The sequence below is a fragment of the Gemmatimonadota bacterium genome, from assembly GCA_016712265.1.
GTDB lineage: Bacteria > Gemmatimonadota > Gemmatimonadetes > Gemmatimonadales > Gemmatimonadaceae > RBC101.
Genome location: JADJRJ010000028.1, coordinates 808535 through 833720, shown reverse-complemented (window position 1 = coordinate 833720; position 25186 = coordinate 808535). Strand labels below are relative to the sequence as shown.

At 67.5% G+C, this 25186-nt stretch carries 23 protein-coding genes; 7 read left to right on the top strand and 16 right to left on the bottom strand.

Annotated features, from left to right (window positions below):
- Positions 1 to 47: 47 nt before the first annotated feature.
- The 8 genes from IPK85_10445 to IPK85_10410 form a co-directional block, all read right to left on the bottom strand.
- On the bottom strand, positions 48 to 875 hold the full coding sequence (locus IPK85_10445) for an SDR family oxidoreductase (protein ID MBK8247801.1): 828 nt from the start codon (positions 873 to 875) through the stop codon (positions 48 to 50).
- A gap of 158 nt (positions 876 to 1033) precedes the next feature.
- The gene (locus tag IPK85_10440; protein ID MBK8247800.1) at positions 1034 to 3268 is read right to left on the bottom strand and encodes a xanthine dehydrogenase family protein molybdopterin-binding subunit; all 2235 of its coding nucleotides are present in this window, start codon (positions 3266 to 3268) and stop codon (positions 1034 to 1036) included.
- Between the two features lie 15 nt (positions 3269 to 3283).
- Positions 3284 to 3787, bottom strand: coding sequence for a (2Fe-2S)-binding protein (locus tag IPK85_10435; protein ID MBK8247799.1), 504 nt, complete (start codon positions 3785 to 3787; stop codon positions 3284 to 3286).
- 120 nt (positions 3788 to 3907) lie between these two features.
- Entirely contained in the window at positions 3908 to 4177 is a 270-nt protein-coding gene (locus IPK85_10430) for a type II toxin-antitoxin system VapC family toxin (protein MBK8247798.1), read from the bottom strand.
- A 124-nt stretch (positions 4178 to 4301) separates the two neighbouring features.
- Positions 4302 to 4889, bottom strand: coding sequence for a hypothetical protein (locus IPK85_10425; GenBank protein ID MBK8247797.1), 588 nt, complete (start codon positions 4887 to 4889; stop codon positions 4302 to 4304).
- Positions 4890 to 4922: 33 nt separating this feature from the next.
- The gene (locus tag IPK85_10420; GenBank protein MBK8247796.1) at positions 4923 to 5588 is read right to left on the bottom strand and encodes a hypothetical protein; all 666 of its coding nucleotides are present in this window, start codon (positions 5586 to 5588) and stop codon (positions 4923 to 4925) included.
- Between the two features lie 341 nt (positions 5589 to 5929).
- Positions 5930 to 8524, bottom strand: coding sequence for a prolyl oligopeptidase family serine peptidase (locus tag IPK85_10415; protein ID MBK8247795.1), 2595 nt, complete (start codon positions 8522 to 8524; stop codon positions 5930 to 5932).
- 154 nt (positions 8525 to 8678) lie between these two features.
- Positions 8679 to 9698 carry a hypothetical protein gene (locus IPK85_10410; protein MBK8247794.1) on the bottom strand — a complete coding sequence of 340 codons (1020 nt, stop codon included), beginning with the start codon at positions 9696 to 9698 and terminating at the stop codon, positions 8679 to 8681.
- Between the two features lie 240 nt (positions 9699 to 9938).
- Here IPK85_10410 and IPK85_10405 point away from each other — a divergent pair, with 240 nt between their 5' ends.
- Positions 9939 to 11615 (top strand): amidohydrolase, encoded by a 1677-nt coding sequence (locus tag IPK85_10405; protein MBK8247793.1) that lies wholly within the window; start codon positions 9939 to 9941, stop codon positions 11613 to 11615.
- 46 nt (positions 11616 to 11661) lie between these two features.
- Positions 11662 to 12720 carry a mechanosensitive ion channel family protein gene (locus tag IPK85_10400; protein MBK8247792.1) on the top strand — a complete coding sequence of 353 codons (1059 nt, stop codon included), beginning with the start codon at positions 11662 to 11664 and terminating at the stop codon, positions 12718 to 12720.
- Positions 12721 to 12723: 3 nt separating this feature from the next.
- Here IPK85_10400 and IPK85_10395 read toward each other — a convergent pair whose 3' ends face one another.
- Positions 12724 to 14937, bottom strand: coding sequence for a hypothetical protein (locus IPK85_10395; protein ID MBK8247791.1), 2214 nt, complete (start codon positions 14935 to 14937; stop codon positions 12724 to 12726).
- 109 nt (positions 14938 to 15046) lie between these two features.
- Here IPK85_10395 and IPK85_10390 point away from each other — a divergent pair, with 109 nt between their 5' ends.
- From IPK85_10390 to IPK85_10380, 3 genes are read left to right on the top strand one after another with little or no spacing between them, the layout of a single operon-like run.
- A complete protein-coding gene (locus IPK85_10390; GenBank protein ID MBK8247790.1) occupies positions 15047 to 15682 on the top strand; it encodes a hypothetical protein in 636 nt (211 codons plus the stop codon).
- Positions 15679 to 16104 (top strand): SufE family protein, encoded by a 426-nt coding sequence (locus IPK85_10385; protein MBK8247789.1) that lies wholly within the window; start codon positions 15679 to 15681, stop codon positions 16102 to 16104. The genes IPK85_10390 and IPK85_10385 overlap by 4 nt, the downstream gene beginning before the upstream one ends.
- A 22-nt stretch (positions 16105 to 16126) precedes the next feature.
- On the top strand, positions 16127 to 16561 hold the full coding sequence (locus IPK85_10380) for a hypothetical protein (GenBank protein MBK8247788.1): 435 nt from the start codon (positions 16127 to 16129) through the stop codon (positions 16559 to 16561).
- A gap of 5 nt (positions 16562 to 16566) precedes the next feature.
- On the opposite strand, the gene IPK85_10375 is transcribed toward IPK85_10380, so the two are convergent.
- Positions 16567 to 17676, bottom strand: a complete 1110-nt coding sequence (locus IPK85_10375; protein ID MBK8247787.1) for a M23 family metallopeptidase — start codon at positions 17674 to 17676, stop codon at positions 16567 to 16569.
- Positions 17677 to 17732: 56 nt separating this feature from the next.
- Positions 17733 to 19649: a beta-lactamase family protein gene (locus tag IPK85_10370; GenBank protein MBK8247786.1), complete on the bottom strand. Its 1917-nt coding sequence runs from the start codon at positions 19647 to 19649 to the stop codon at positions 17733 to 17735.
- 127 nt (positions 19650 to 19776) lie between these two features.
- On the opposite strand from IPK85_10370, the gene IPK85_10365 reads away from it, so the two are divergent.
- Together IPK85_10365 and IPK85_10360 are read left to right on the top strand one after the other, a co-directional pair.
- Entirely contained in the window at positions 19777 to 20802 is a 1026-nt protein-coding gene (locus tag IPK85_10365; GenBank protein MBK8247785.1) for an NAD-dependent epimerase/dehydratase family protein, read from the top strand.
- Positions 20799 to 21833 (top strand): dihydrodipicolinate synthase family protein, encoded by a 1035-nt coding sequence (locus tag IPK85_10360; GenBank protein MBK8247784.1) that lies wholly within the window; start codon positions 20799 to 20801, stop codon positions 21831 to 21833. Before IPK85_10365 ends, IPK85_10360 begins: the two co-directional genes overlap by 4 nt.
- On the opposite strand, the gene IPK85_10355 is transcribed toward IPK85_10360, so the two are convergent.
- From IPK85_10355 to IPK85_10335, 5 genes are read right to left on the bottom strand one after another with little or no spacing between them, the layout of a single operon-like run.
- A complete protein-coding gene (locus IPK85_10355) occupies positions 21834 to 22322 on the bottom strand; it encodes a hypothetical protein (protein ID MBK8247783.1) in 489 nt (162 codons plus the stop codon).
- Positions 22323 to 22334: 12 nt separating this feature from the next.
- Positions 22335 to 23255, bottom strand: coding sequence for an extracellular solute-binding protein (locus IPK85_10350; GenBank protein MBK8247782.1), 921 nt, complete (start codon positions 23253 to 23255; stop codon positions 22335 to 22337).
- A 52-nt stretch (positions 23256 to 23307) separates the two neighbouring features.
- The gene (locus tag IPK85_10345; protein ID MBK8247781.1) at positions 23308 to 23556 is read right to left on the bottom strand and encodes a hypothetical protein; all 249 of its coding nucleotides are present in this window, start codon (positions 23554 to 23556) and stop codon (positions 23308 to 23310) included.
- Positions 23557 to 23612: 56 nt separating this feature from the next.
- A complete protein-coding gene (locus IPK85_10340) occupies positions 23613 to 24509 on the bottom strand; it encodes a TIGR01777 family protein (protein MBK8247780.1) in 897 nt (298 codons plus the stop codon).
- A gap of 3 nt (positions 24510 to 24512) precedes the next feature.
- Positions 24513 to 25124: a DNA-3-methyladenine glycosylase 2 family protein gene (locus IPK85_10335; GenBank protein MBK8247779.1), complete on the bottom strand. Its 612-nt coding sequence runs from the start codon at positions 25122 to 25124 to the stop codon at positions 24513 to 24515.
- Positions 25125 to 25186: the final 62 nt, after the last annotated feature.

The window sequence follows — 25186 nt, the reverse complement described above, 5'->3', positions numbered from 1 at the left end:
ACAGCATGCGCCCGGAAGCCCATGACCACCCCGAGCGCGCCGCTTCGCTACATCGTGTAGCCCCCTCCGCAGATGACAACCTCGCCCGTGATGTAGTTGGACTCCGGCAGACAGTAGAGGTACACCGCGCCCGCCGCTTCCTCCACGGTGCCAGCCCGACCCAGCGGAATGATTCGCTCGAGCGCCTCGAAGGCGCTGGCATTCAAGCCCACGGGAATCTCGCGGCCCTCGATGGAGATCGTCGCCCCTCCATGCGCCGGAGCCGTGGTAAGGCGCGTCCCAATCACCCCGAAGGCCACGGCATTCACCGTCACCTGGTAGCGCCCCCACTCTTTCGCGAGCGCACGGGTCAGTCCGATGATGCCCGCCTTGGCCGCGGAGTAGTTGGCCTGACCAGGGTTGCCGGCGGTCCCCGACACGGACGAAATGTTGACGACCTTGCGACACACCGGCGCCCCCGCAGCCGCCTCACGCTTGGCCGCGGCGCGAATGAACGCGCTCGCTGCCCGGAGGATCCGGAAGGGTGCCTTGAGGTGCACGTCGAGGATCGCATCCCACTGCTCGTCGGACATCTTCTGGATGACGTTGTCCCACGTGAAGCCGGCGTTGTTCACAATGATGTCGATCCCGCCGAAGGTGTCGACCGCGGCGCCGATGAAGCGCTCCGGGAAGTCCGGGGCCGCCACGCTGCCCGTCACGGCAATCCCGCGAACGCCGAGCGATTCCACGAGGGCCACCGTCTCGCGCGTTGGTGCCTCGTCCAGGTCATTGACCACAACATTGGCGCCCTCGGACGCCAGCTTGCGCGCTATCGCCTGGCCGATCCCGCGACCCGCTCCGGTGACGAGTGCCGTTTTTCCAAGGAGCGTGGCCATGGTGCGTTCACGTGGAGGTGATGACGAGCGAGTTCAGGACCCGGTGGCCCCGACGTCGAAGGCTTTCGCCGACGCGCTCGAGCGATCCGCAGCAAAATGCCCCGGCACATTCGCCGAGGCATCTGCCGTCTGCTGGCTACCGTCTGCGGTCTCTGGTCCTACTTCCAGCTCAAATCGTGCTTCGAAAGCGGCAGGGTGCGTACCCGCTTGCCCGTCGCGGCATGGATGGCGCTGACGAGCGCGGGCACGACGGGCGGTAGCGCGGGCTCGCCGAGTCCGGTCGGCGCATTGTTCGACCTCACCCAGGTGACCTCGACCGGCGGCGCCTCGCTCATGCGCAGCATGGGATGATTGTTGTAGTTCGACTGCACGGTCCGGCCGTTCTGGATCGTGATCTCCTGGCCAAACGCTTCGGAGAGTCCGTCGATCACGCAGCCCTGCGCCTGGTTTTCCGCGTTGGATGGGTTGATGATCGTGGAGCCGATATCCCCGGCGACCCACACCTTGTCGACCTTCACCTCGCCGTCCTTTCGGACCGTCGCCTGCACCACCTCGGCGAAGTAGCCGCGATGCGAGTAGTGGAACGCGACCCCCATCCCCGTGCCTTTGGGCAGTGAGGAACGCCGGGCCCATCCGGAGGCTTCACGCACCGCGTCCAGCACGCCACGCACCCGCGCACCATCGAGCATGGTGGGCGCCTGCTGACCCTGCGCCGGTGCCGGGTCGGGAACGGCCTGGGAGGCGAGCAGGTCCATCCGGAACTGGAGCGGGTCCTTCCCCGCGGCCTCCGCACATTCATCGAGGAAACACTGCGTGGCGAAGGCGATGCCGTTGGATCCCGGCGCGCGCAGGGCGCCCGTTGGCACACCGGTGGGGATCATGGAGCTGTCCAACGCATAGTTGCCGACAAACCGAGCCGGCCACTCGGTGGCACCGATCCCCGCGCTGGGCGCAAACCGCTCGCCGTCACCAAACCCGACGAAGTGGTTCTTCCAGGCGACGAGCTTGCCGCTGGCGTCCACACCCGCGGTGAAGTAATGCCACCCGGCCGCGCGGTACTGGTCATACCGCATGTCGTCTTCGCGCGTCCAGAGCAACTTCACCGGCACCCCAACTTCCTTCGCGATCGCCGCCGCCTCGACCATCGGCTCGTTGTACAAGCGGCGGCCGAACCCACCACCCATCCGTGTCAGGTGGATGGTGATGTCCGTCTCCGGGATGTTGAGCGTGCGCGCGATCAGGCCACGTCCGCCGGCCGGCGTCTGGCTCGGCGACCAGATCTCCAGCTTACCGTTGTTCCAGTGTGCCGTGGTGTTTTGCGGCTCGAGGGGCGCATGCGAAATGAACGGATAGAAGTACCCCGCCTTCACGACCTTGACCCCGGCCGCCGCCAGCGCCGCATCGGGGTCCCCATCCTTGCGCCAGCTCTTCTGCGGCGTCCCCTTGCTGAACGCCTCGGCCTGCGCCTGGTACGCGACGCTGCTCTGCGCGGCCGTGGTCCCTTCGTTCCACGTGACCTTGAGCTGCTTGCGGGCGCTCTGGGCCGTCCACCAGCCGTCGGCCACGATGGCGACGCCCCCCACGAGGCCCGCCAGGTTGTTCGTCCCCTCGATGACAAAGGCATGTTTCACCCCGGGGATCGCCTTGATCTCGTCCAGGTTCGCGCTGGCCACCTTGCCACCGAACACGGGGCACTTCTGGTAGACCGCGTGCAACATGCCCGGCACCTTCACGTCGATACCAAACAGCGGCTTGCCAGTTACGATCTTGGGGATGTCGACCCCCTTCGTGCTCTTCCCGATGATCGTGAAGTCCTTCGGGTCCTTGAGTGGTACCGCGTCCAGAGCGGGCGGCGTCATCGTCGCCGCCGTGGCCAGGAGCTCGCCGTACGCCACGGAGCGGTTGCTCGCGCGGTGATGCACGCGCCCGGCCGCCGTCGTGAGTTCACCCGCCGGAACATTCCACGTCTGCGCCGCCGCCGCGATGAACATCGCGCGCCCCGCGGCACCCACGCGCCGCATCGGGATCCAGTTGGTCGGTGTCGCCGTGGAGCCGCCCGCGCTCTGCCCCTGGAACTTCGTGGTATCCAGGTCGGCCTGCTCGATCCGGACGTGCTTCCACTCCACATCCAGCTCATCGGCAATCAGCATCGGGAGCATGTTCTTCACCCCTTGGCCGATCTCGGGATTCTTCGCGACGATCGTCACGATCCCGTCGGGGGTCATGCGGATGAACGCACTCAGCGCGGTTTCGGCGAGGGGCGTTCCCGACGGTGCGGCAAACGCCTCAAGCGCGCCAACACTCTCGATGTAGGTACCCAGCAGCAGGCCGCCGCCGGCAATGGCAGACACGCGGAGAAAGTCGCGACGGTCGGCACGGAAGGTCGTGGTCATGGTCGTGGTCTCTCCTTAGGCGTGGGCGGCGTCGGCGCCGGAGCGACCGGCCGGGGCGTCGGCGGCGGTACCGCTGGCTGCACTCTTGATCGCCGCCTTGATCCGCAGGTAGGTCCCGCAGCGGCAGAGATTCCCGTTCATCGCGGTGTCGATGTCAGCGTCCGTCGGCTTGGGCTTTCGAGACAGCAGCGCCGCCGCCGCCATGATCTGGCCCGCCTGGCAATAGCCGCACTGCGGAACGTCATGTTCTTCCCAGGCCTTCTGCAGCGCATGCCCGCCATCAGGGGTGAGCCCCTCGATGGTCACGACATCGGCGCCTGAGAGCCGTGACGCCGGAAGTTGGCACGACTTCGTCGCGACCCCCTTCACGTGCACCGTACAGGCGCCGCACTGGCCTATCCCGCACCCGTACTTGGCGCCCTTGAGGTCAAGGACATCACGCAGGATCCAGAGGAGGGGCATGTCCTCGGCGACATCCACTGTCGTCGGGTTGCCGTTGACGCGGAAGGAGACTTTCATGGGACACCGCTCCGTGGGAGGCCTGTAGAGAACGCGCAGGGGCGCGGAACCCGTTGACGTTAGCGGGCGGAGCGCCTTCCCGGAACGGGCCGGGGCCGGGGAACGCCCCCGAGGGACCGGCTAGACCAGCGGGTTGACGACCCGAAGGAACTTGAACTGGTGGAAGTCAGTGTCGGCGGTCCGGATCTCTGTCACACCATGCTCGAGCATGAGTGCCGCGATGTGCAGGTCATGGACCGTGTTGCCAGAGAGGCCCGGGTGCCGACTGGCCAGCTCCACCACCACCGAATGATGGCGCTCCGTTTCGGTCAGGACCTGCAGGTTGCGCGATTCCAGCAGGGCTCGCGTCCACCGCCACGCCTGGTCGAGGGTCAGAGGGCGAGGTAGCACTCGTCGATGGGTGCTGACCCTGACGAATTCGTAGAGGATGCCCCACGTCTGATGTGCGCCTTCGTCAACGCACCGAGGGGGCGCCGTCACCGGCACCCCCTCGTCCCACGTCCTGCTATCTCGATCAGGCGCAGCTCACCAGGTACCCCGAGAAGTGCCAGATGTCGAAGACCACCCACGTGCCGTCGATCCGGGCTGGCATCTGCTCCGCTACGGTCGCCTTGCGCGCCTTCGCGTCGATCTTGCCGGCGTCGGTGAAGTACCCGCCGCGTACGGTCTGACCCCATCCGATGCTCGTCGTGAGCACACTCTGGCGGAACTTGACTGGTGTCTTGAAGGTGATGCCGTGCGGTGCGAACTCGTAAGCGACTGCGGACCCGGGGATCGCGGTCACCGAAAAGCGAACGTCCTTGTCGACCGCACCGGCAGGAACTTGCAACTCAAACCCGGTCTCAGGGATTCGAAGCACCCCGCCGTTCACCCCAATCGTCGCGGCCACCGTGATCGACCTGCGCAGCGGATTCAGCCGTCCCGCCGTCCGTACCGTCGCCTCGGTCGCCGCCTTCGTCGTTGCCGTCAGCGTCCCGAGGACCGCATTGGCCTCGGTCGGGGCCATGATCGGTGCGGTGGTGTCCGTGCCGCACGCCGCCGAGAGGGCCAGCCCGGCAAGCACTGCCACTCGCCGGACGGTCGTGAGAAAGTTGTGTCGCATGGTCATTCTCCGGGCCGTGTGTTGGTGGCGGGCTTACGCCCAGACGTTGTAGCCGGAGAAGTGACGGATGATGCGGAAGAGGTACCCGGTGATCGGATCACGCTGCGTCGCCAGGACCGCGTCCGACGCGGCCTCGTTCACGCACCCGCTGCCCGAGCAGTAGTCCACGCGGCCCCAGCTGCTCATTGCCGCGTTCGAGTCGCGGAGGTAGATCGCGGGAAGCTGGTTGTTGAAGTTCTTGTAGAAGCGGATCGAATTGGCGAAGTCGATCTGCGGCCGGCCCTGCGCATCCGTCCAGACGGTCGCGGTGATCGTGATCGGCGAGGTCAGCTTGGGGCAGCTATTGAGCCAGGTGTTTGGCCCGTATCCGCTCACCGCCGGGTCGCAGATCGTGTACCGCGGGAACGCGACCATCTGCAGACCCATGACGTAGGTCGCATCCGTGGTCGGGTTGTACGTGAACTGGTACGTCACCGCGTTGGAGGGATACGCCACCGAGGCCATCGTGCCGTGGGGGCCGACCGTCGGAGCCTCAACCTGCTCGGCGACGATCGCCTGCTGAGCCGCAACGTTCGGCAGCGCCGGCATGGCAACGTCGTCGCTCTGGGCAGGCGCTGAGGCCATGTCGCTAGAGCACGCGGTCAGGACGAGCAGGGCGCCGAGGGTCGCGAGCTTGGGGAGGTGCTTGAGGATGCGCATGAGTTGGTATCGGTGACAGGTTGGTGATTCTGGTCACCTACAAGGCAGGGTGTGGGCCACGTCACATCGCCGGCGTGGGTCGCGACACGACCGGCAACGCTCTCCCACCGAAGTCGGGAGGAGTTCGCCCCTTCCGGTCAACTTGCCCACGCCAAACGAGCCCGAGTCAGACCATTCGTCTCATGCGGTCGTCGCGCCCGATGATCGATCGCACCGCGCACGAAGCAGCCGACTCTTGCATCGTGCCGTGTCTCTTGCACTTCGAGGCGCCCACGGCCTTCCTGATGCGACAAGGCCCCGGCGCAGAGAGCGCCGGGGCCTTGCACCAACCGAGAGGGCTATCAGGACACCGTCTTCGTCTTCTTCCCGTCCTTCACGTACTTGTCGAGCCACGCCGACCAGCGCGCCCACAGATCGAGGAGGGTCTCCTTGGTGGCCGGCCCGTGATCCTCGAACGGATAGAGGTACATCGACGTCGTCTTGCCCAACCCGTTGAGGGCGTGGAAAAGGCGCGGCGAATTCGACAGCTCCGTCCCGACGTTCTGATCACCCATGCCGTGGTACATCAGCAGGGCGCCAGTCAGGTTGTTCGCGTAGAGCATCGGGGACATGGAGAGGTAGGAATCCCGCGCGTCCCACAGGCTGCGACGTTCGCTCTGGAAGCTGAGCGGGGTCAGCGTGCGGTTGTAGTTGCCGTCGCCGGCGATGCCCGCCTTGAAGAAGGGGGTATGCGCCATGGCATTCACGGTCGAGAACGCACCATATGAATGCCCACCGATCCCGATGCGATTGCGGTCAACAAGTCCGCGCTGGTCGATCGAGTCGATCACCGCGGCCAGGTTGTTTCGCAGGTCATTCTCATAGTTGTTGTTCCACTGGCCGGCGTTCCCCACGATCGGAGCATCCGGCTCCACGACCGCATACCCGGCGCGGACCAGGAACTGCATGGATCGGGGGTTGAAGTTCGGGAACGCGTTCTTGTTGAAGGTCCGCGCGCCACGGTCGTACTCCTCCTGGCCGGCAAACTCGCGCGGGTAGAACCAGAACATCCCCGGGACCTTCGTGCCGGGGCGATAGTCGGTGGGCAAGGTGACATTCACCTTGAACTTGAAGCCGTCCGGCCGCTCGATCGTGAACTGCTCCTTGCGGGCGGCGGTGACGTCGGGTGTGTAGTCCTTGTTCTCGGTGAGCTGGACCAGTTGGTCCCCGTTCCGGTAGAAGGCCTGGGCGATCGTCGTCTCGGATTCACGGGTCACCACCAGCTGCCGCGCATCGATGTCCTGGAAGGCCACCGCGCGCTCGAACACGTTGTTGTTCTCGCTCAGGTAGACGCGAGACTTCTGGCCGGTCCGCCAGTTGACCTTGTCGATGAACGTCTTCGGTCCGTTCTCTTCCGGCTTGCGGTCGTACAGGGTCCCACTCAGGTAGACAGACGAGCCGTCCGCCGAGAGGTGAACCCGCTTGTCCGCACCCGCCGCGGCGCCGCCACCAAAGCCACCGCCGCCAAATCCACCGCCACCGCCCAGCGTGCCGCGTGCCATCACGAGCGACCCGGGATTGCCGTAGACATCGTCACCACGGAATCGCGCGATGGTGTAGCGCTTTGAGGGTTCGGCGAGGGCCACCGCGTACTCATGGGTGTTCTGCCCCTGTCGCTCGCTGAGGAACAACACCGCAAGGTCTGGCGAATACCGATGGGTCGCGATGCGGGTGTTGCTCTCATACAGGACCTTGGTGTCCGTCGCGCCAAACGGCGGCATCCACTGCATCACGCGATCCTTGCGCGATGCCCGGGTGGAATCGCCGGCGGCAGCCGCCGACGTATCCCGGCGGGCAGGGGCTTCCTGCTCTAGGTACGTGAGGCCCTGATTGTCGGGACGCCACGTCAATTCGCGTTTGCCCACGGTGCTCGGTCCTTCGCCACCAGCGCCGGGGGCCGCCACGGCACGCGCAGTGTCTACGCCGAGGTTCAGCGGAACATCCTCGATCTTCGCGAGGACCTTGCCCTCCGCATCCCAGATCTCCTGGGTCGAGCCAAAGTTCTGCACGGGCACCATGTACGAGAACGGCTTGTTCATCCGCGTCACGCGCAGATACTTCCCGTCCGGTGACGGATCGAGGTCGCGCACCATCAGCGGTGCGCCGACCTTCTTCACCGCGCGGGTGTTCACGTCGACCAGGGCGACCTGACCGGTCGCGTGCCACTCCAGCAACGCCTGGTCATGCGGCGTCGCCATCAGGCTCTGGTATGTGCGCAAATTGTTCTTGTCGTTTTCCTCGGCCAGCTTGACGCGCGGACCCATGGGCACAACGGGAGGCTGCGGCTGCGGCGCACGTGCATCGGGAATGAGCACGGTCGCCACCTGCCCTCCGCCTGCGGTCCAATCGAACTGCGTCACGAGCGTCGCGAGCACAGGCTTGGTGGTCACTTGCCGCACCTTGCCCGCAAGGTCACTCACATAGATGTGCGTCGCGTCAGGCGTGTGGCCGTAAAACGCAACCAGCTTTCCGTCGGGGCTCCAGCTCGCATTCGAAATGCGCACCCCCTGCGGAAGGGCGACGGTGACCTTCGCATTCGACGTCGCGGAGCGAAGCTCCAGGGCGACGTCGGTCCGGATGGTCAGGGTGCGGTTGCGATTCGCCCGAAAATCGACGAACAACCCGCCCAGTTCATGGAAGGGCTTCGAGAAGACGTCCATCGTCACCGGGCCGTCGCCGACCTGGTGGATGAACCACTTCCGGTCCGGACTGTAGTTCCCGGGGGTGACGTTGAGGTGCCGTGGCGCGAGGATCGCGTCCATGATCCGGTCCGGCGGGGCGACGAACGCCTCGCTCTTGATGACCTCGTCGACGGACGGTGGGCGGTTGACGGCGTTCTGGGCGACAGCCGCAGACGACGCGACCAGCAGCCCGGGGAGGAGACGAAGGACTTTCATGGCGCCTCGGTGGTACGGGTGGTGGGACGAGTATCGCAGCGGATACGCGTCCCGGCGCCGAGAAGTTGAGACCGGGGACCGGGGAGGGCAAGGAAACGGCCCCCTACCCGCGTTGCGGCGGGCTGGGGGCCATGGGCGTCGCCCTCGATGGCGCCTACTTCTTCACGTACCGCTGGAGCCGCTTCGGGCCGACCTCAGCGCCGTAAACCACCCCGTCCTTGTCCACGGCGATCCCCTCCGCGGCACTCGTGCTCGGCGGGCTCTTGTCGGGGTCTGGAATGAAGTAGAGCACCTTCCCGTCCCGCAGGCTCCCGATCCGGATCCCGCGCTCCCAGTCCTGGCGCGTCCGCGCGACCGACTTCGACTCGGAGTCCGTCGCGTACATCATGTCGTTGGCGTCCACCCAGATCCCACTCACCCGTGAGAACTGGTACAACTCCTCCTGCCAGTTCCCATCCTGGTCCGCGAGGATGATGCGGTTGTTCGACCGGTCGGCGATGACGAGCCGCCCCCGGGAGTCCAGCGCCAGGGCGTGGGGCTGGTCGTATTGCCCCTTCCCCGCCCCCTTGGTCCCGAACGCCTTCACGAATCTCCCGTTCTTGTCAAACTTCGAGATGCGTGCGTGGGCATCCGCCGCCGAACTGTGCCCTTCGGCAACATAGATATAGTCCCTGGTCACCAAGACGTCATTGGGCTGGAACAAGTGCCCGGCCTCACGACTGCCACCGGCCCTGCCTAACGTCATCAGCAACCGGCCGTCAGGCGAGAACTTGAAGACCTGGTGGCCCTTCGGGGGGAGTGAGTCGGGACGCGCGCGACCGAGACAGGCGCAGTCGACCACCCACACGTTGCCGTCATCGTCGACATCGATGCCATGCGGGAAGATGAACATCCCTTTCCCGAACGACCGGACCAGCTTGCCATCACGGTCGAACTTGAGGATGGGATCGAGGTCGGATTCGGCGCACGAGTTCTGCCCGCAACGTTCGAAGACCCAGATGCTCTTGCCGTCCTTGTCGATGTCCACGGCGGAGGTGGACCCCCAGGTCCGCCCCGCTGGCATCCTGGCCCACCCCTCCACCGTCTGATACGGGTTGGGGGCCTCGTTGACCGGCGTGACCTGTGCGGCGAGCGGGGCGGCCGCGAAAAGCAGAACGTAGGCGTGGCGCGACATGAGACAGGACGGTGGAGGACGACGGCCCAGGCCAACAGGCCCGGCACACCTGACAACGGCGACGGCCCGGTCGATGGTCCCGAGCCGGCCGCAAGCCGAACAAGATAGGCCGCGGCACGCGAAAGGCGAGTTGAGCGCGCCGACGACCCAGGCCTTTCAACCGCGCGGCCGCACCGAGGTCTTCCCCCTGAATGGGAGACGCGCTTGCGCGGCATCCGGCCTCCACCCATTTCTCCCGTCATGGCCATCCTCGACCGGACGCGTCTCCTCATCGCCCTCACGGCGACCCTCCTGGCCTGCGCCCGCGATGAGGCGCCCCCGGACCACATCCTCCACAACGCTCGCATCTGGACCGGCGATTCCCTCAACCCGTCCGCCACCGCAATCGCCATCCGAGGCGACCGCGTGGTCGCGGTCGGTGATGACACGGCCATTCGTGCCCTGGCCGGGCCGTCGACCACCATCGAGGACCTCGGCGGGAAACGTGTCATCCCCGGCTTTCACGATGCACACTGGCACCTCCCCACGCGACGCAACGCCGATCTGGTTGGTGCCCGCGACACCACCGAGATCCTGCAGCGCCTGCGCGAGTTCGCCGCCACGCTCCCCGAGAGTACCTGGGTGACCGGACGGGGCTGGACCCCGGACATGTTCCCCCAACGCACCGCCCACCGACGGTACCTCGACACGGCCTTCCCGGACCGTCCCGTCCTGTTGACTGACCGCGACGGACACCAGGTGCTCGCGAACCGGCAAGCGCTCACCCTCGCGGGCGTCGGAAGCGAAACGCCTGAACCGGACGGGGGCGCGATCATTCGCGATCCCACTGGCACGCCTACCGGACTCCTGCAGGAATCCGCGATGGGACTGGCGCGGCGCCGCCTCCCCGCCCCCACGCCGGACGAGGTGTATGCCGCGCTGAGAGAACAGGTGCACAGTGCCACCTCGTTTGGGCTGACCGCGCTCCAACTCGCCGGTGGCATCGGCCGCGCCGAGCAGGCCGCGTTCGAGCGCGCCGTCTCCGAGGACTCCCTGCTCGCCCGCTTCCGCGTCGCGGTGCCATTCAGCAAGGACGCAAGCGACTCCGCCCTGCGCGCCTACACCGCCTTGGCATCCTCGTGGTCCGGCCCCCTGCTCCGCGCCGGGATCGCCAAGGGAATGCTCGACGGCACGGTCGACGCCGCGACGGCGGCGATGCTCGCCCCATATGCGCGCGGCGGCGGCGAGGGGATCCCCATGTGGTCCGACGCCGAACTCGCCACCGCACTGGCGCGCTACGACAGCGCCGGGCTGCAAGTGGAGTTGCATGCCATCGGGGACCGGGCGATCCGCATGGCACTCGACGGGTACGAGCACCTCGCCCGGACGCGCGGTCCTCGGGACCGACGCCCGCGGATCGAACACCTCGAGGTCCCGGACCCCGCCGACATTCCACGCTTTGCCTCGCTCGGGGTGATCGCCAGCACCCAGGCGATCTTCGCCGGCCCGGACAAGACGACCCTCGAGAACTATGTGCCGATGCTCGGCCCCGAGCGCAGCGCGCGAGCCATGCCGTTCAAGGCCCTCGATGACGCCGGCGCCCGCCAGGCCTTCGGCAGCGATTATCCGGTCTTCCCGATGGATCCCCTGTTGGGGATCTGGATCGCGGTGACCCGCCAGATGCCGGACGGCACGCCGACCGGCGGGTGGCACCCACAGCACCGCATCACCGTGGAGGCGGCCCTTCGACACTACACGGCAGATGCAGCTTTCGCCGCCTTTCGCGAGGGCGAGATCGGCGTGCTGCGCCCCGGGATGCTCGCGGACTTCGTCGTGCTCTCCGAGGACATCCTCGGACCGGACCCCCGGGCGCTGCTGCGCGCCAAACCCGTGCTGACCGTCATGGGCGGTCGGGCGACCTACCGCGCCGGAATATGACCGTCGGCGCCGGAATTACCTTGAGCGACTTCCCCGAGTGTTTCGCATGACCACCTTCCTCGACAACACGCTCCGTACCTGGTCGATCGCTGGCGCCGTGGCGGGTGGGGTCTTCCTCACCCTGCTGACCCTTCGGCTGGTCCTCGGTCGCAAGCTGGAGGCGATCGCCCGGACCACCTCCACCGAAATCGACGACATCGCGGCGGAGTTGCTGGGGCGGACGCGCTGGTACTTCATCACGACCCTCGCGGTGCGAACCGGGAGCGCGTTCCTCACCCTGCCCCCGTCCGTTCGCGACGGGATCCGTCAGGTGGCCGCGATCGCCATCTTGCTGCAGATCGCGGTGTGGGGCAACACCCTGGTCACCCACTGGCTCCGCGCCTGGGCCGCGCGACGACAGGAGGACCCGCTCGGCGAATCCACCATCAAGGCCATTGGCGCCGCCGCCAAGGGACTGCTCTGGTCGGTGATCTTCGTCCTGGCATTGCGCAATGTCCTGGACTACGACATTTCCGCATTGCTCACCGGACTGGGCATCGGTGGCATTGCCATCGCCCTCGCGGTCCAGAACATCCTCGGCGACCTGTTTGCTGCGCTCTCGATTGTCCTCGACCGCCCGTTCGAGGTCGGTGACACCATCTCCGTGGATACCTTCACGGGCACGGTGGAGCACATTGGGCTCAAGACCACGCGCGTCCGCGCCATCTCCGGCGAGCAGGTCATCATTTCCAATGCCGACCTGCTGAAGAGCCGCGTACGCAACCTCAAGCGCATGCAGGAGCGGCGCGTCCTGCAGACGTTCGGGATCACCTACGACACGCCGCCCGACCGGGTGGCGGCCGCCCCCGCCATGTTACGGCGTTGCGTGGAATCCCAGGCACTGGCGCGTTTTGATCGCGCGCACTTCGCGCGATTTGCTGATTCCTGGCTGGAGCTGGAACTGGCCTACTTTGTGAAGAGCGCCGTCTACCAGGATTACATGGACACGATGGAGCACGTGAACCTGGCCGTGCTGCGCACCTTCGCCGCCGAACAGGTGCAATTCGCGTTCCCCACCCGGACCATCCACGCCACGAGCGGCGAACAGGGGGACGAGCGGGGGTAGGGGTCAGCCGCGCGCGCACTCCGCGGCGACGAGCTGTCGCTCCAGTCGCTCCAGCAACGACGTCCCATTGCGGCCGTCATCCGGCCGCGTGGCCCGCCACAGGATGGCGTCGCGCATCTCGCGGGTTGCCTCGCGGCGCGCGCCCGCATTCCACGGGGGCCCGCCTAACGCGCGCAGCCGCGGGCTTGCCTGCGCACCTTCCGACCATTCGCCCCACCGATCCAGGACCCCTGCCGCGCGCGTCGTCGCCGCGACGTCCAGCGCCCGGCGAACACTCCCGGCGTCCCCACCACGCAGGGACGGCGCATTCAGCTGGCACGCCCAGCTGTCACGATCCACGGTGCCGCGGCGCAGCAACTGCGCCGACGACGCAAACACGTGAAACGCGGTCGCCGGCGTCTCCAGCCGCGGCAGCGGCGCCACGAGGACCCGACGCACCACCTCCGAAAGACTGGCGCGTCGCGCCGAGCCGTACGCACGATCGTACCATCCCACCACAGAGCGCGAGACATCGGCGATCTCGTGTAACGCCGCCATCGTCCCATCTGGTTCCGGCGTATCCCGGCGCGGGGCCGTCGCCGAGGCATACCCCGTCAGCCACTCGTCCTGCGCCGCACTGAGGTACCCATTCATGACGCCTCGCTGGGCCAGCGCCTGCGCCACCAGCCAATCCACGCTCCGCGCAAACACTTCGGTCGGGCGACTCTCACTCGACGGCGTGCGCTGCCTCCCGGCGTTGCCGTTGGCGCTCATCCGGTCGATCGGTGCCGCAAGGCCGTCGCGATATTGCCGCACGCTGCGGTCCGTGCGGTAGCTCGCCGTCGCGCCATACCGGCGCCGCGCCGCCTGCCAATCCAGGTCATGCGCCAGTTCATGGGCGATCGCCCCGGCGGAGGTCTCGATCGGGAAATACACCGTGCGCGTCCGCGGATCGTGCAGGGCGAGCGCCTGATCGCGCAGCGGCGACGGCCCAAATCGCACCGCGAGGCCGCCAAGGTCCAAACGCGGAAAGACCAACTTCAGGTCGCCGATCGCATTGTCCAGCATCCCCGCGTAGTAGGTCCGCCATCCTGGCGCCACACGGGCGTCGAAGGTGAGACTGGCCAGTCCGTGCCGCACGCGCACGTCGTCGGGAGACGGCCCGAAGTCCCCGGGAAACCAGGGGCGCTCCTGCGCATACGGGCGCATCGCCACGGCGGCCGTCAACACCGCAAGCGATGCCTCACCGACCTTCGGGTCCACCGCGCGCAACCGATTGTACTCCGCGACCAGGGTCTCCTCGGTTCGCGCACGCGACACAAAGACCCGGCGCGCCTGTTGGTAAATCCCGGCAGCGGACGAGACCACGTACTGCGAGAAACCACCCAGGGTGACAACCACCGGTGCCTGCGGTGGCCCCGCGCGTCGCGTCGCAAAGTCAGCCGCCGGGATCGCCAGGCGCACTGGCATCGCGCGTTCGCGGCGGGTGCGCCGCTCCACGCTTGTCAGGGACTGCAGGCGCGCCACAAGGCGCGGCAACAGGACCGCCGCTGCACGCTCCTGGCGCTCACCCGGTGGCTCCACGAGCGGACGCTCGACCGCCAGGCGTCGACCCTTTCGCCACTCCGGCAACACGTCCAGCGGATCCTGTCCCGCCCGACGAGCCGACACCAGGAGGTCGCGCACGTCCCGCATCGCCAGCGTCCGGTCCCTTCCCTGGGCAATCGCCGCCAGGGCCACAGCGGCCGCGCGCGGCGCGGTCGCTCCACTCGCGGCCGCCACCTGGTAGGCCATGCGCAGCGCCAGCTCGGCGGCGCGAATGTCCGTCGCACTATCGAGCGTGCCCTCGATCAAGGCCCGGTGGGCAAGCCCATTGCGAGTTGCGCTCAGCAAGTCGAGCGCCTCTTCTGGGGACGTGTACACCCGACCCTCGGCAATTCGTCCGAGAATGGCGCCAGCCACAAGACGTCGGCGCCCCTCGGACAAGGCCTGGTCGTTCAAGGCGAACTCGGCCAGGCGAAACGGGCTTCCCATCCCCAGGCGCGCGCGTTCGAGGTAGAGCGCGGCCAGCGCATCGGCCTCCGAGAACTCGCTGGTTGGCGCGTCCCGCTCCAGCGAATCGGCATACTGCAGGCCGACCGTCACCTCGTGCCCATGCGGCGCGCCGCGAGCGCGCAGCGACTGACGCATCCAAACGCCACCCACCCCCGCCCCCACGCACAGCGCGAGAGCGGCCACGACAGTGGTCCGGGAGGTCAGCCGCAGGGACAAGGGTCGAAGCGTGGTGTCTGTGAAGAATGACCGGTCGGACTCGCCGCGGTCACGGCCTGAATAGTTTACCCTCGACATGCACCTGCCGTACACCTTTCGCACCGGCCGGCTCCACCGCCGCGCCATGGCAGCCATCATGGCGACGCTCGCCCTGGTCACCCTGGGGCGTCGTGCCCCTGCCCAGGAGCCCGTCCTTGGGCTCCGTGGCATCGGGGCGGTCGGTCTCACGGTGGCGACCAGCTCCATCGAACGCAACGCCACCGGGATCGAGCTCGGCGCCACCCTCGACCTCGGTCACTTTCGCTCGCGACGGGTGCGTCCGGGTGCCGCCGTGTCGTTCCTCCGCTCCCTCCCGCGGAGCGAATACGTGGCCCAGGAGGACGCCACCTACCGCGACGTCTTCTACGACTTGAACGGCCACATCACCCTGACCGTCCTCGCTCGCGACCCGGCACGCACCGTGGTGCCCTATGCAAGTGTCGGCGCCGGCGTGCACGCCCTCACCTCCTCGTACGGCTCGATCCCGATCGACATTCGCTACAACACCAACGTCCTCGGCCTTCGCCTGGGAACCGGGCTGCGGTTCCGGGGGCGCGCCCGGGCCCTCAGCCTCGAGTCCACCGCCGTCCTGGCGCGCAACGTGAGCCGGGCGACCATCGGTCTTTCGACCGAATGGCTGACAGGCGACCTACGCCGGTTCCCGAAGCCATGACTGTTCCGGCGCGGCTCACTGCCATCCTGGACCGCTTTCGCGTTCTCTCGCGGGAGGACAAGATGGCGGCCCTCGTGAGTTATGCCCGCAAGCTGGAGCCATTGCCCGCGCATCTCGCCGCGCTGTCTGACGACGCGTTCGCCGTGCACGAATGCCAAACACCGGTGAGGATCTTCCCGGAATTTGCCGACGGCCGCCTCCACTTCTACGCTGACATCAATGCGCGGCAGTCACCGACCGTGGCCGCCTTTCTCAGCCTCGTCTTTAGCGCGGTGAACGACGAACCTCCGTCCGTCACCCTGGCGATCCCTCCCGACTTCGTGCGGACCATGATGGGCGGTCTCGGTCTCGGCACGCGCGAAGTCGGCCTCGACGCCCTCGTCGCTCGCCTCAAGCGCCACGCACGCGACGTCACGCCCTGACCCTTCCACCTCCAGTCATTCCATGGCCACCCAGCAGTCTGCGGCATCCCACGCACGCACCCTCCCGATCTTTCATTACTTCGCACTTCCGGTGTTGCTGATCAACATCGCCATGGCGGTGAACGCCGTGTGGCGCGCGCCATCGCTGGCCACTGGGTGGGGGGTGCTGGTGGCAGGCGCCCTGTTCGTCGGCGCGCTCATGGGTCGCGTGTTTGCCCTCACCGCCCAGGACCGGGTGATTCGCCTCGAGGAGACCCTGCGGATGCAGCGCGTGCTCCCGGCGGCACAGCAGGCGGACATTGCCGCGCTGACGCGGTACCAGTTTGTCGCCCTGCGCTTCGCCTCGGATGAAGAACTGCCGGACCTCGTGCGCCGCGTGCGTGCCGGCGAGTTCGCGAAGCCGATCGACATCAAGAAGGCGATCCGCAGCTGGCGCCCGGATCACCTCCGCGTGTAGGGTCGTCACCGCGGAAAGCGGATGACCTCGTTGTCGAGCGGGAGCAAGCGCCGACGGGTCACCGGCGCCTGCGACACGCAGGCCACACCGAACGCCTTGCAGGTCCCGACCAGCTCAAACTGGTCGTGCAGGTAGGGGAGACCCTCCGACCCCAGCGGTGAGTTGCTGTCGGAAATGTGGAAGTGCAGGTGCGGCTCGGTGGAATTGCCCGAGTTCCCCACCTTGCCCAGCACGGCCCCACGCCGGACGCGATCACCGACCTTGAAACGCAGGCTGCCCGGGCGCAGGTGGGCGTAAAAGGCAAACCGTCCGCTGCCGATGTCCAGGATGACGTGGTTGCCACCGACCGTCTCGAGCGTGATCGGCACGGCCCGCGAGTTGGCCCCCGGCACGTTCTCCGGGATCGAGTCCTTGGTCGCCACCACGATGCCGTCGGCGACCGCGAGGGCGTCCTGGTCTTCGGCGTAGTAACTCTCGTTCTTCGTGGCATCGCCCCGATGCGTCTTGAAGGCACTGTCGACGATGACGTAGTCGATGGCGAAGCGCTGCGCGATCGCGGGAGCGCCGTCGATGGGAATCTGCGCCCGACGATGGCCTGAGGTGTTGCCCGGGCCGTTGGCGACGAACCAGTTCCCGCCGCGGAGCGGCGGTCCAATCAGCACCGCCTCGCGCGCGACCGTCACCGGACGCATGGTGAGCGTTCGACGGCCGATGGAATCGACGAGCGTCAGCCGATGGCGTAGCTCACGCGGCGGTTCGCCGCTGACCGGCACGCGAAGGAAGAGCACGGCGCGCTGTTGGGGACCAAGGCGCGGCCGATCCGCCATCCCGATGTTGCCTTGACCCGGCCGGGACAGGTCACGCCAGAGGGCGGTATCCGCCACGGTCTGCAGGGAGCTCCCGCGGGGGTCGAGCACTTCCAGCTGCATCCACTTGAGCTCTCGCTGCTCAAGGTTGGTCAGCCACACTTCGTAGACCAGGAACGCCCCGCTTCCCCCGGTGGCCACCGTGGGGGCCTTGGGCACCCTGGCCTCGACCATCAGGGGTCGATCCGCAAGCTGCGCCCGGGCCGCCCCGACGGCCAGCACCGAAAGCAAGACAACACTGCGCATCATGTACTCTCCGAAGAGGATCCGATCACTACCCTGCCATCTGCCGTTTGTCGTCTCGTTTAGAACTTCCAGCCGAGCAGGTTCCAGCTGTTCAGCGACCAGAAGAAGGCCAGGCACACGACCACCGCGAGCGAGTGCCGCACGCGCCAGGCGAGTGTCCCCGCGCCTCGGGCCCATTGCATGGCCGCGACCGCTGCCGCGCCTAACGTGACAACGAGGGCAAGCACCGGGAGGGTGAGCGATGCGCGCAACGAACCGATCTCGTTGCCCAGAATGTACTTGATCGGGTCCGACGCCAGTCCCGCGACACTTGCCAGGAATCCAACGACCAGCACGCCCACCAGCAGCATCAGCCGCCGCCCGTTGGTGATGAGCGGGTCCGGCGCTGGCCGACCGCTGCCCCGCCGACCGAAATAGCGCACCACGGCCGCACCAATGACCCCGAGCAGGGTCACGATGCCAAGGCCGAGGATCATGAGGTGGAATCCCGGGGCGCGCGCCCCATCCAGCTTTTCCATGGCCATCATCGGTGCCATGGACAGGAACCCGTGGGTGATGCGGCCGCGGTCGTCCTGCCGGAACGCCACCAGGTCGTGCGACACCTCATCCCGGAAAAGCAGTGAATCGACCGGCACCAGGCGCATCGGACCGAACGGGGTTGTCGCCACGAGGACGCCGCTGTCGGTCGCGGCCACCTTGATGGCGCCCGAGAGGGCCAGCGCCTTTTGGAACGTGGTGTACGACATCCGGTTGAACACGTACTCACCGGCAAACCGCTGGAGCGCGGCGGCATCCGCCACCTTGGGCGTGAGGACCGGCAACGGCTCCGGGTAGTAGTGATTGAAGACATCGTCAGCAAAAGGCTTGAAGCTCACTTCGCCACCGGTGCTGGTATTGAACGAGACGAAGAACCCGACCTTCTCCCCCGGAAGCAGGATCATGGAGGAGTGGAAGTACTGCGTGTCGCCACCGTGCCCGATCGCACGCGGCCCCACCGTGGACTGCTCGTAGAACCCGTGGGCGAAGCCCGGAATGCGCGGGTCATGCCCCTGGATGCGTGTCTGCATGCGCACACTCGTGCTCTCGGCGAGGATGCGCTGCCCGCGATACGCCCCGTGGTTCAGGTGGGCGATCATCCAGGTGCCCATGTCTCGTGCGGACACGCTGAACGAACCCGCTGGCGCGGCACCGGTCACGATCTCGAACTTTTCGGGGGCGTAGCGACCGTCCTTCCAGCTGTAGCCCTCGGACATCTGGGGCAGCAGGCTCGCCGGCAACGGTTGCCGGGACGACGCATTCACCATGCCCAGGGGTTGGAACTGGCGCTGCTCAATGAACTCGTCGAACGAACGCCCGCTGACCCGCTCCACGATGTACCCGGCCGCCGCCGTCGCCCAATTGGAATATGACGAGAAGGTGCCCGGTGCGCGGACGCGTCCTGGCATGTGCGCGGGGAGCCAGTCCTTCATCGCCTGCATCTCGGCGGGATCGGAGGTGAACAACCCGCGACCATCTTCCTCGAGTCCCGGCGAGTGGCTCAGGATATCCCGCAGCGTGATGGGTTTGTCGTACGCCGCCGGAATCTTGAAGTCCAGGTACTCGTTGACGTCCTTGTCGAGGTCGAGCTTGCCCTCCTCGACCAACTGCATGACCGCTGTCCACGTGAAGGTCTTGGAAATGGAGCCGATCCGGAACAGCGTCTTGTCGGGGTCCACGGGCTGCCGTTTTCCAACATCGGCGAAGCCGTACCCCTTCGCAAACAGGATCGTGGTGTCTCGCACCACGGACACCGTGGCTCCAGCGATCTTCTTGTCGCGCAGGTACGACGTCATGAGGCCATCCATGAACGCCTCGATCTCGGCGACATCACGCGGGCCGCGGACGGCCGGCGGTGCGACCCCGCCCTGCGCCGTCGCGAAGCCGGGGAGAAGGAAGACAAGGAGTGACGGCAGGCAACGCAGGGCGCGCAACGACACGGGAGGGGCTCCGAGGTCAGCGGGATTCCAGATTGTATACACTATCCGGGAGCGCGACAAGAAGGTTTCAATGGCTTCGACCCGCCGCGAGCAGTGCCGTGGTTCCGCCAAGGCCCATATTTCGCCCGTGCTCGCACCCACCACGCTCACCGAACTCGAGGATCGCCTCAGCGACCCTTCTCCCGCCGCCATCGAGGCGCTGGCGCGCTGCCCCGGCGACCTGATCGTGTTGGGCGCAGGGGGAAAGATGGGACCGTCCCTCGCGACCATGGCACGACGGGCGGCCACTGCCGCCGGTGGCTCACGGCGTGTCATCGCGGTCTCGCGCTTTTCCGCTCCGGGCGCCGCCGACCTGCTCGCCGCACGCGGCGTGGAGGTCCTGCGCGCCGACCTCGCCGAGCCCGAGTCCTGGTCCACCCTGCCGGACGCACCGAACGTCATCTACATGGTTGGCCAGAAGTTCGGTACGCACGACGCGCCGGAACGCACCTGGCACACCAACACCGCCGTCGCCTCGTTCGCCGCTGCTCGATCCCGCCATGCGCGGATCGTCGCCTTCTCCACCGGAAACGTGTATCCGCTCGTCGCCGCCCCGGGGCCCGGGTCGAAGGAGGGCGATCCTCCGGCCCCACTGGGCGAGTATGCCCAGTCCTGCCTGGGACGCGAACGAGCCTTCGCCTACGCTGCCGCCACCTGGGGCACGGCGGTCACGTTACTGCGACTGAACTACGCGGTGGACCTGCGCTACGGTGTGCTGGTCGACCTGGCACTCAAGGTGCGCGACCGCCGCCCCATCGACCTGTCGATGGCGTGGTTCAACTGCATCTGGCAGGGAGATGCCAATGCCCTGGCGCTGGCGACGTTAGGCGACGCGGCCTCGCCAGCCACCGTGTACAACCTGACCGGGCCGGCGACCACCTCGGTGCGCGAGGTCGCCACGACCCTCGGCGCGCGCCTTGGCGTCACGCCAACCTTCACCGGCATCGAACACCCGACCGCGCTCCTGTCGGACGCCTCGCCGCTCCTGGCGCGCCATGGCCCCTTGCGGGTCGACGAGCGTACCCTCATCGACTGGGTCGCCACGTGGGTCACACAAGGAGGTCCTACATCGGGAAAGCCAACCCACTTCGAGCAACGCGAGGGTCGATTTTGAACCTTCGCGCCCACCTCCTCTCGGGTCAGGTGATCCCCGCGCATCCCCTGGCCCTCACCCCGCAGCGCACGCTCGACGAGCGCCGCCAGGTCGCCCTCACGCGGTACTACGTGGACGCCGGTGCCGGCGGCGTGGCCGTCGGAGTGCACACCACGCAGTTCCAGCTGCGCGAACACGACATGCTGCGCCCCGTGCTGCAGCTCGCGCGCGACACGGTCCGCGCGTGGCAAGGCACGCGACAGGTCGCCCTCGTCGCTGGAGCCATCGGTGACACGCGCCAGGCGGTCGACGAGGCCGAGGTGGCCCGGCTGTTGGGATACGACGCCGTCCTCCTGGGCCTCGGCGCGATGCGCGACGCCCCACTGAGCGCCTTGATCACCCACTGTCGCCGGGTGGCCGAGATCCTTCCCCTGATTGGGTTCTACCTGCAACCCGCCGTTGGCGGTCGTGTCCTCGACTTTCGCTTCTGGCGCGAACTTGCCGAGATCCCGAACCTGGTGGCCATCAAGATTGCCCCGTTTAACCGCTACCAGACCCTGGACGTGGTGCGGGCCGTCGTCGAGGCCGGCCGGGACGACGTCGCGCTCTACACAGGGAACGACGACAACATCGTCCTCGACCTGCTCACCCCGTTCTCCTTCGACGTCGGCGGCACCCGGATCTCGCGGCGCATCGTCGGCGGGCTGCTCGGGCAATGGGCCGTCTGGACGCATCGCGCCGTGGAACTGCTCCGCTCGGTGCGGGCCGTGGATCACGACGTCACCCTGGATCGCGCCTGGCTCACGCAGGCCGCGGCCCTCACGGACGCCAACAGCGCCGTCTTCGATGCCACGAACGCATTTCGGGGATGCATTCCCGGGATTCACGAGGTGCTCCGCCGCCAGGGATTGCTCCGCGGCACCTGGTGCCTCTCAACGGAGGAACTGCTCTCCCCGGGACAGGAACGCGAGCTGGATCGCGTGATGCGTGCCTACCCCGAGCTGGCCGACGACGACTTCGTCGCGGAACACCGCGACCGCTGGCTGGGGTAGCTACCCGGTGGGACGCAGCGCCGCATGCCACGACTCGCCTAACGGCAACTCGAACCGTGAACGATACGCCGCCGCCGTCGTCACCGCGGTGTCGTAGACCAGGGTCCGAGCGCCCAGGCCGGGGGTTGCCGCAAACGCCGCCCGGTCTGCACAGGTCAGTTGGCCTTCGTCGTTGCGGAAAAACACCCGGCCCCCACCGAGAAAGGAGCTCCCCAGGGTCCCCTGCACCTGCTGCAGCACCCGGAATAGCGCGTCGACGGAGCAGCCAGACGCCCCCGCACTGCGTTGGTCGACGCCGATCGCGAGAAACCGTCCGTGCGCCCAGTCACGCGCGCACGTGAGCGGCGCGCCGTGGGCGGTCCACTGGTCAAGCCAGGCGTCCACCGACGTCAGCAAGTCGGTCTCGCCATCGGCACTGATGGGGTGCGAGGCGCCAAACACCCACACGCGAGCGTCGTCAGGCAGGCTGGTAAAGTCGATGCGGGGCACGAGAACGTGGGGCTACGGGGTCAGAGCGACAGGCGCGCCTTGGCCGACGACCATGGGACGCTCGAGTACATCGAGGTGTTCGCGTGCCAGGATCCGACGACCATCGTCGGATAACAGGAACTCGACAAAGGACGCGCCGGCCGCTGGGCGTGGGGCGGCGGCCGGGATGGACAACCCATACCGAATGGGCGCTCCGCGGACCTCGATGGTATCGCTCCGCGATGCGCCGGCGACACGTACAACCGAGGTCGCGTACCAGGTGGAGTCCGCCTCACGGCTCAGGTCGATCGCCACGGTGAAGGTGTCGAACGCCAAGCGGGCCCCCCGCGCAGAGGATTCGTACATCCACGCATAGTCCAGCTCCCCCGCTTGCAGCAGGGCGACCAGCTCCGCCGACTTGGGCCGCACATACTTCGGCGGGCTCGCCGCGAGCAGCGCGGCCGAAAGCCCCGAGTGGGCGACGTGCCGTTCCGTGAGGTCAAAGAGCATGAGCGCCCGGTAGCCGCCCGGGTCGACATCGGGATCCGCGCGCCCCACGCGCATCGCCGGATCCACGAGTGCCTGCCACCAGCTCGTATCCGCGTGGACCGATGGGCGACCCGCCGCGCGGGCCAACACCATCCGGTTCCGCGCGAATCGCGCGTACCAGGTGACATGCGCCGGCATCAGCAACTTGGGGAAGACGTCCTCATCAGCGAGCGCGATGACATCAGGGATCTGGCCAAGCTCGGTGATGCGACGGGCCAGGTCGAGACTTCCCGCGGGCTCCACCGAAACGGCCTGGCCGGTCCGCACCGCAAAGGAGTCCGCCGCCGCGCCTAACGAGCGAGCCAGCGACCCGGCGGCAAACACCACCAGTGGGGGAGCCGTGCCACCGCCGCACGCCAGCAGCGAGTGACAGGCGAGGACAGACAAGAGAGTCCGGGAGCGCATGAGGAAATCTCGCCGGAACACCGGTGGGAGCGTTACCCCCGGCGCGGGACCGCTACCCCATCGTCTCGGCCACGCAGCGAGGACAGACACGCTCCCCGGAAGGCAGCTGGACCATCTCCTCCTCGCGCATCGGGCCATGCACCGCACAGCGCGTGGAATCCCCCTTCGGCGTCGGCATCTGTCGCGCCTCGCGCCACCGGCGCCCGAGGGGAGTCGCGGACATCACCACATAGAACAACACGGCGCCACACGCCACGGCCAGCGCGACGAAGAGCACCCCTTCCATGACGACGTCGAGCATGGGATCGCGGTCGAAACGCTACGGAGTCGGATGGGTCTCGTGCACCGAAGGATCGCTCATACAGCCCCCAGGGCAAAGCGCAGCGCCGACGGGAGATCGGGATGGCGAAAGCGGAATCCGCGGTCCAACAACACCTGGGGGTGCACACGCTGTCCGGCGAGCACAGTCTGCTCGCCCATCTCGCCAAACATCAGTCGGATCGCGAACTCCGGGACGACCGCAACCGCCGGCCGGTGGAGCGCGCGACCGAGTTCCTGCGTGAACGTCGCGTTGGTGACGGGCGCCGGCGCGGTCACATTCACCGGTCCCTGCACAGAATCACTGGTCAAGGCGAATTGAAGGGCAGCCACGGCATCTGCGCGCGAGATCCAGCTCATGTATTGCGTGCCCGCACCCAGGCGTCCGCCGAGGCCAAGCCGGAACGGCGGCAACATCTTCGCGAGTGCGCCCCCATCCTGGTGTAGCACGATCCCGAGCCTCGGGTGAACCACCCGGATGCCGGCCGCACGCGCCGGGTCGGCTGCCGATTCCCACGCGACGCCAAGCTCCCCCAGAAAGTCGCGCGCGGGCGGGGACGCCTCGGTCAGCTCCTCGTCGCCGCGGTTCCCATAAATCCCGATCGCGGACATGCTCACGAGGACCCGAGGTCGCGGGGACAGTGCGGCCATGGTCGTGGCGATGAGGGAGGTCCCCTTCACCCGGCTCGAACGCAGCGCCGCCTTGCGGGCCGGGGTCCAGCGCTCACCAATAGGCTCCCCCGCCAAGTGGACCACCGCCTCCACACCGTTGAGGGCAGATCGATCGATGACGCCGCCTTCGGGATCCCAGGCGACGTCGGGGGCGCTCCCCGGTCGTCGGCGGCCAATGACGACCACCTCATGCCCCTCTGCGCGGAGCGCTGCAACCAGCGGCACTCCAACGAACCCCGTGGCCCCCGTGATCGCGATGCGCATCGGTTAGTTGGCGTCGCCGTCGATCGAGCGCCAGAGGTACCAGGTCGCGACGGAGCGCCACGGCGCCCACCGCGCTCCAACTTTTCGCACCCGCTCTGGGGTGGGCAGCTTCCGCATGCGGTACGCGATCTTCATGGCCTTCTGCACGCCGAGGTCGAGGTCAGGGAGAATGTCGGGCCGACCGAGCCGAAAGAGCAGGAACATCTGGGCGGTCCACAGACCAACGCCCTTGACCGTCGTGAGGTGCCCGATCACCGCGGCGTCGTCGAGGGTGTGCAGCGTTTCGATCGGGAGCGCGCCGTCGACGACGCGAGTCGCGAGGTCACGGAGGTACGCCGCCTTCTGGCGGCTCAGGCCAACCTCACGCAGCGCATCGTCGCTCATGCGCATGAGCGCGCCGGCCTCGACCACATTCCCGGGAAATCGCGCCGCGAACCGGCCGTAGATGGTGGCCGCGGCCTTTCCCGAGAGTTGCTGGTAGACGATCGACCGCGCGACCGCCTCGAAATGCGTGAGGCCCGCGCTGACTTCGAGACGACACGGCCCGACGGCCTGAATGACCCCCGCCAGGATGGGGTCAACCGTTCGCAGGTGGCGCAGCGCGGCGCGATGCATGGGGTGGGAAGCTAAAACAACGGGCGGCCGCGCGACTGCGCGACCGCCCTGGGCCAGCCCTG

Coding starts and splice junctions, on each gene's coding strand:
- IPK85_10390 (MBK8247790.1), top strand. CDS start 15,047: ATGCACCTGCCGTACACCTTTCGCACCGGCCGGCTCCACCGCCGCGCC.
- IPK85_10380 (MBK8247788.1), top strand. CDS start 16,127: ATGGCCACCCAGCAGTCTGCGGCATCCCACGCACGCACCCTCCCGATC.
- IPK85_10425 (MBK8247797.1), bottom strand. CDS start 4,889: ATGCGACACAACTTTCTCACGACCGTCCGGCGAGTGGCAGTGCTTGCC.
- IPK85_10340 (MBK8247780.1), bottom strand. CDS start 24,509: ATGCGCATCGCGATCACGGGGGCCACGGGGTTCGTTGGAGTGCCGCTG.
- IPK85_10415 (MBK8247795.1), bottom strand. CDS start 8,524: ATGAAAGTCCTTCGTCTCCTCCCCGGGCTGCTGGTCGCGTCGTCTGCG.
- IPK85_10375 (MBK8247787.1), bottom strand. CDS start 17,676: ATGATGCGCAGTGTTGTCTTGCTTTCGGTGCTGGCCGTCGGGGCGGCC.
- IPK85_10335 (MBK8247779.1), bottom strand. CDS start 25,124: ATGCATCGCGCCGCGCTGCGCCACCTGCGAACGGTTGACCCCATCCTG.
- IPK85_10350 (MBK8247782.1), bottom strand. CDS start 23,255: ATGCGCTCCCGGACTCTCTTGTCTGTCCTCGCCTGTCACTCGCTGCTG.
- IPK85_10385 (MBK8247789.1), top strand. CDS start 15,679: ATGACTGTTCCGGCGCGGCTCACTGCCATCCTGGACCGCTTTCGCGTT.
- IPK85_10435 (MBK8247799.1), bottom strand. CDS start 3,787: ATGAAAGTCTCCTTCCGCGTCAACGGCAACCCGACGACAGTGGATGTC.
- IPK85_10440 (MBK8247800.1), bottom strand. CDS start 3,268: ATGACCACGACCTTCCGTGCCGACCGTCGCGACTTTCTCCGCGTGTCT.
- IPK85_10445 (MBK8247801.1), bottom strand. CDS start 875: ATGGCCACGCTCCTTGGAAAAACGGCACTCGTCACCGGAGCGGGTCGC.
- IPK85_10400 (MBK8247792.1), top strand. CDS start 11,662: ATGACCACCTTCCTCGACAACACGCTCCGTACCTGGTCGATCGCTGGC.
- IPK85_10405 (MBK8247793.1), top strand. CDS start 9,939: ATGGCCATCCTCGACCGGACGCGTCTCCTCATCGCCCTCACGGCGACC.
- IPK85_10420 (MBK8247796.1), bottom strand. CDS start 5,588: ATGCGCATCCTCAAGCACCTCCCCAAGCTCGCGACCCTCGGCGCCCTG.
- IPK85_10410 (MBK8247794.1), bottom strand. CDS start 9,698: ATGTCGCGCCACGCCTACGTTCTGCTTTTCGCGGCCGCCCCGCTCGCC.
- IPK85_10345 (MBK8247781.1), bottom strand. CDS start 23,556: ATGCTCGACGTCGTCATGGAAGGGGTGCTCTTCGTCGCGCTGGCCGTG.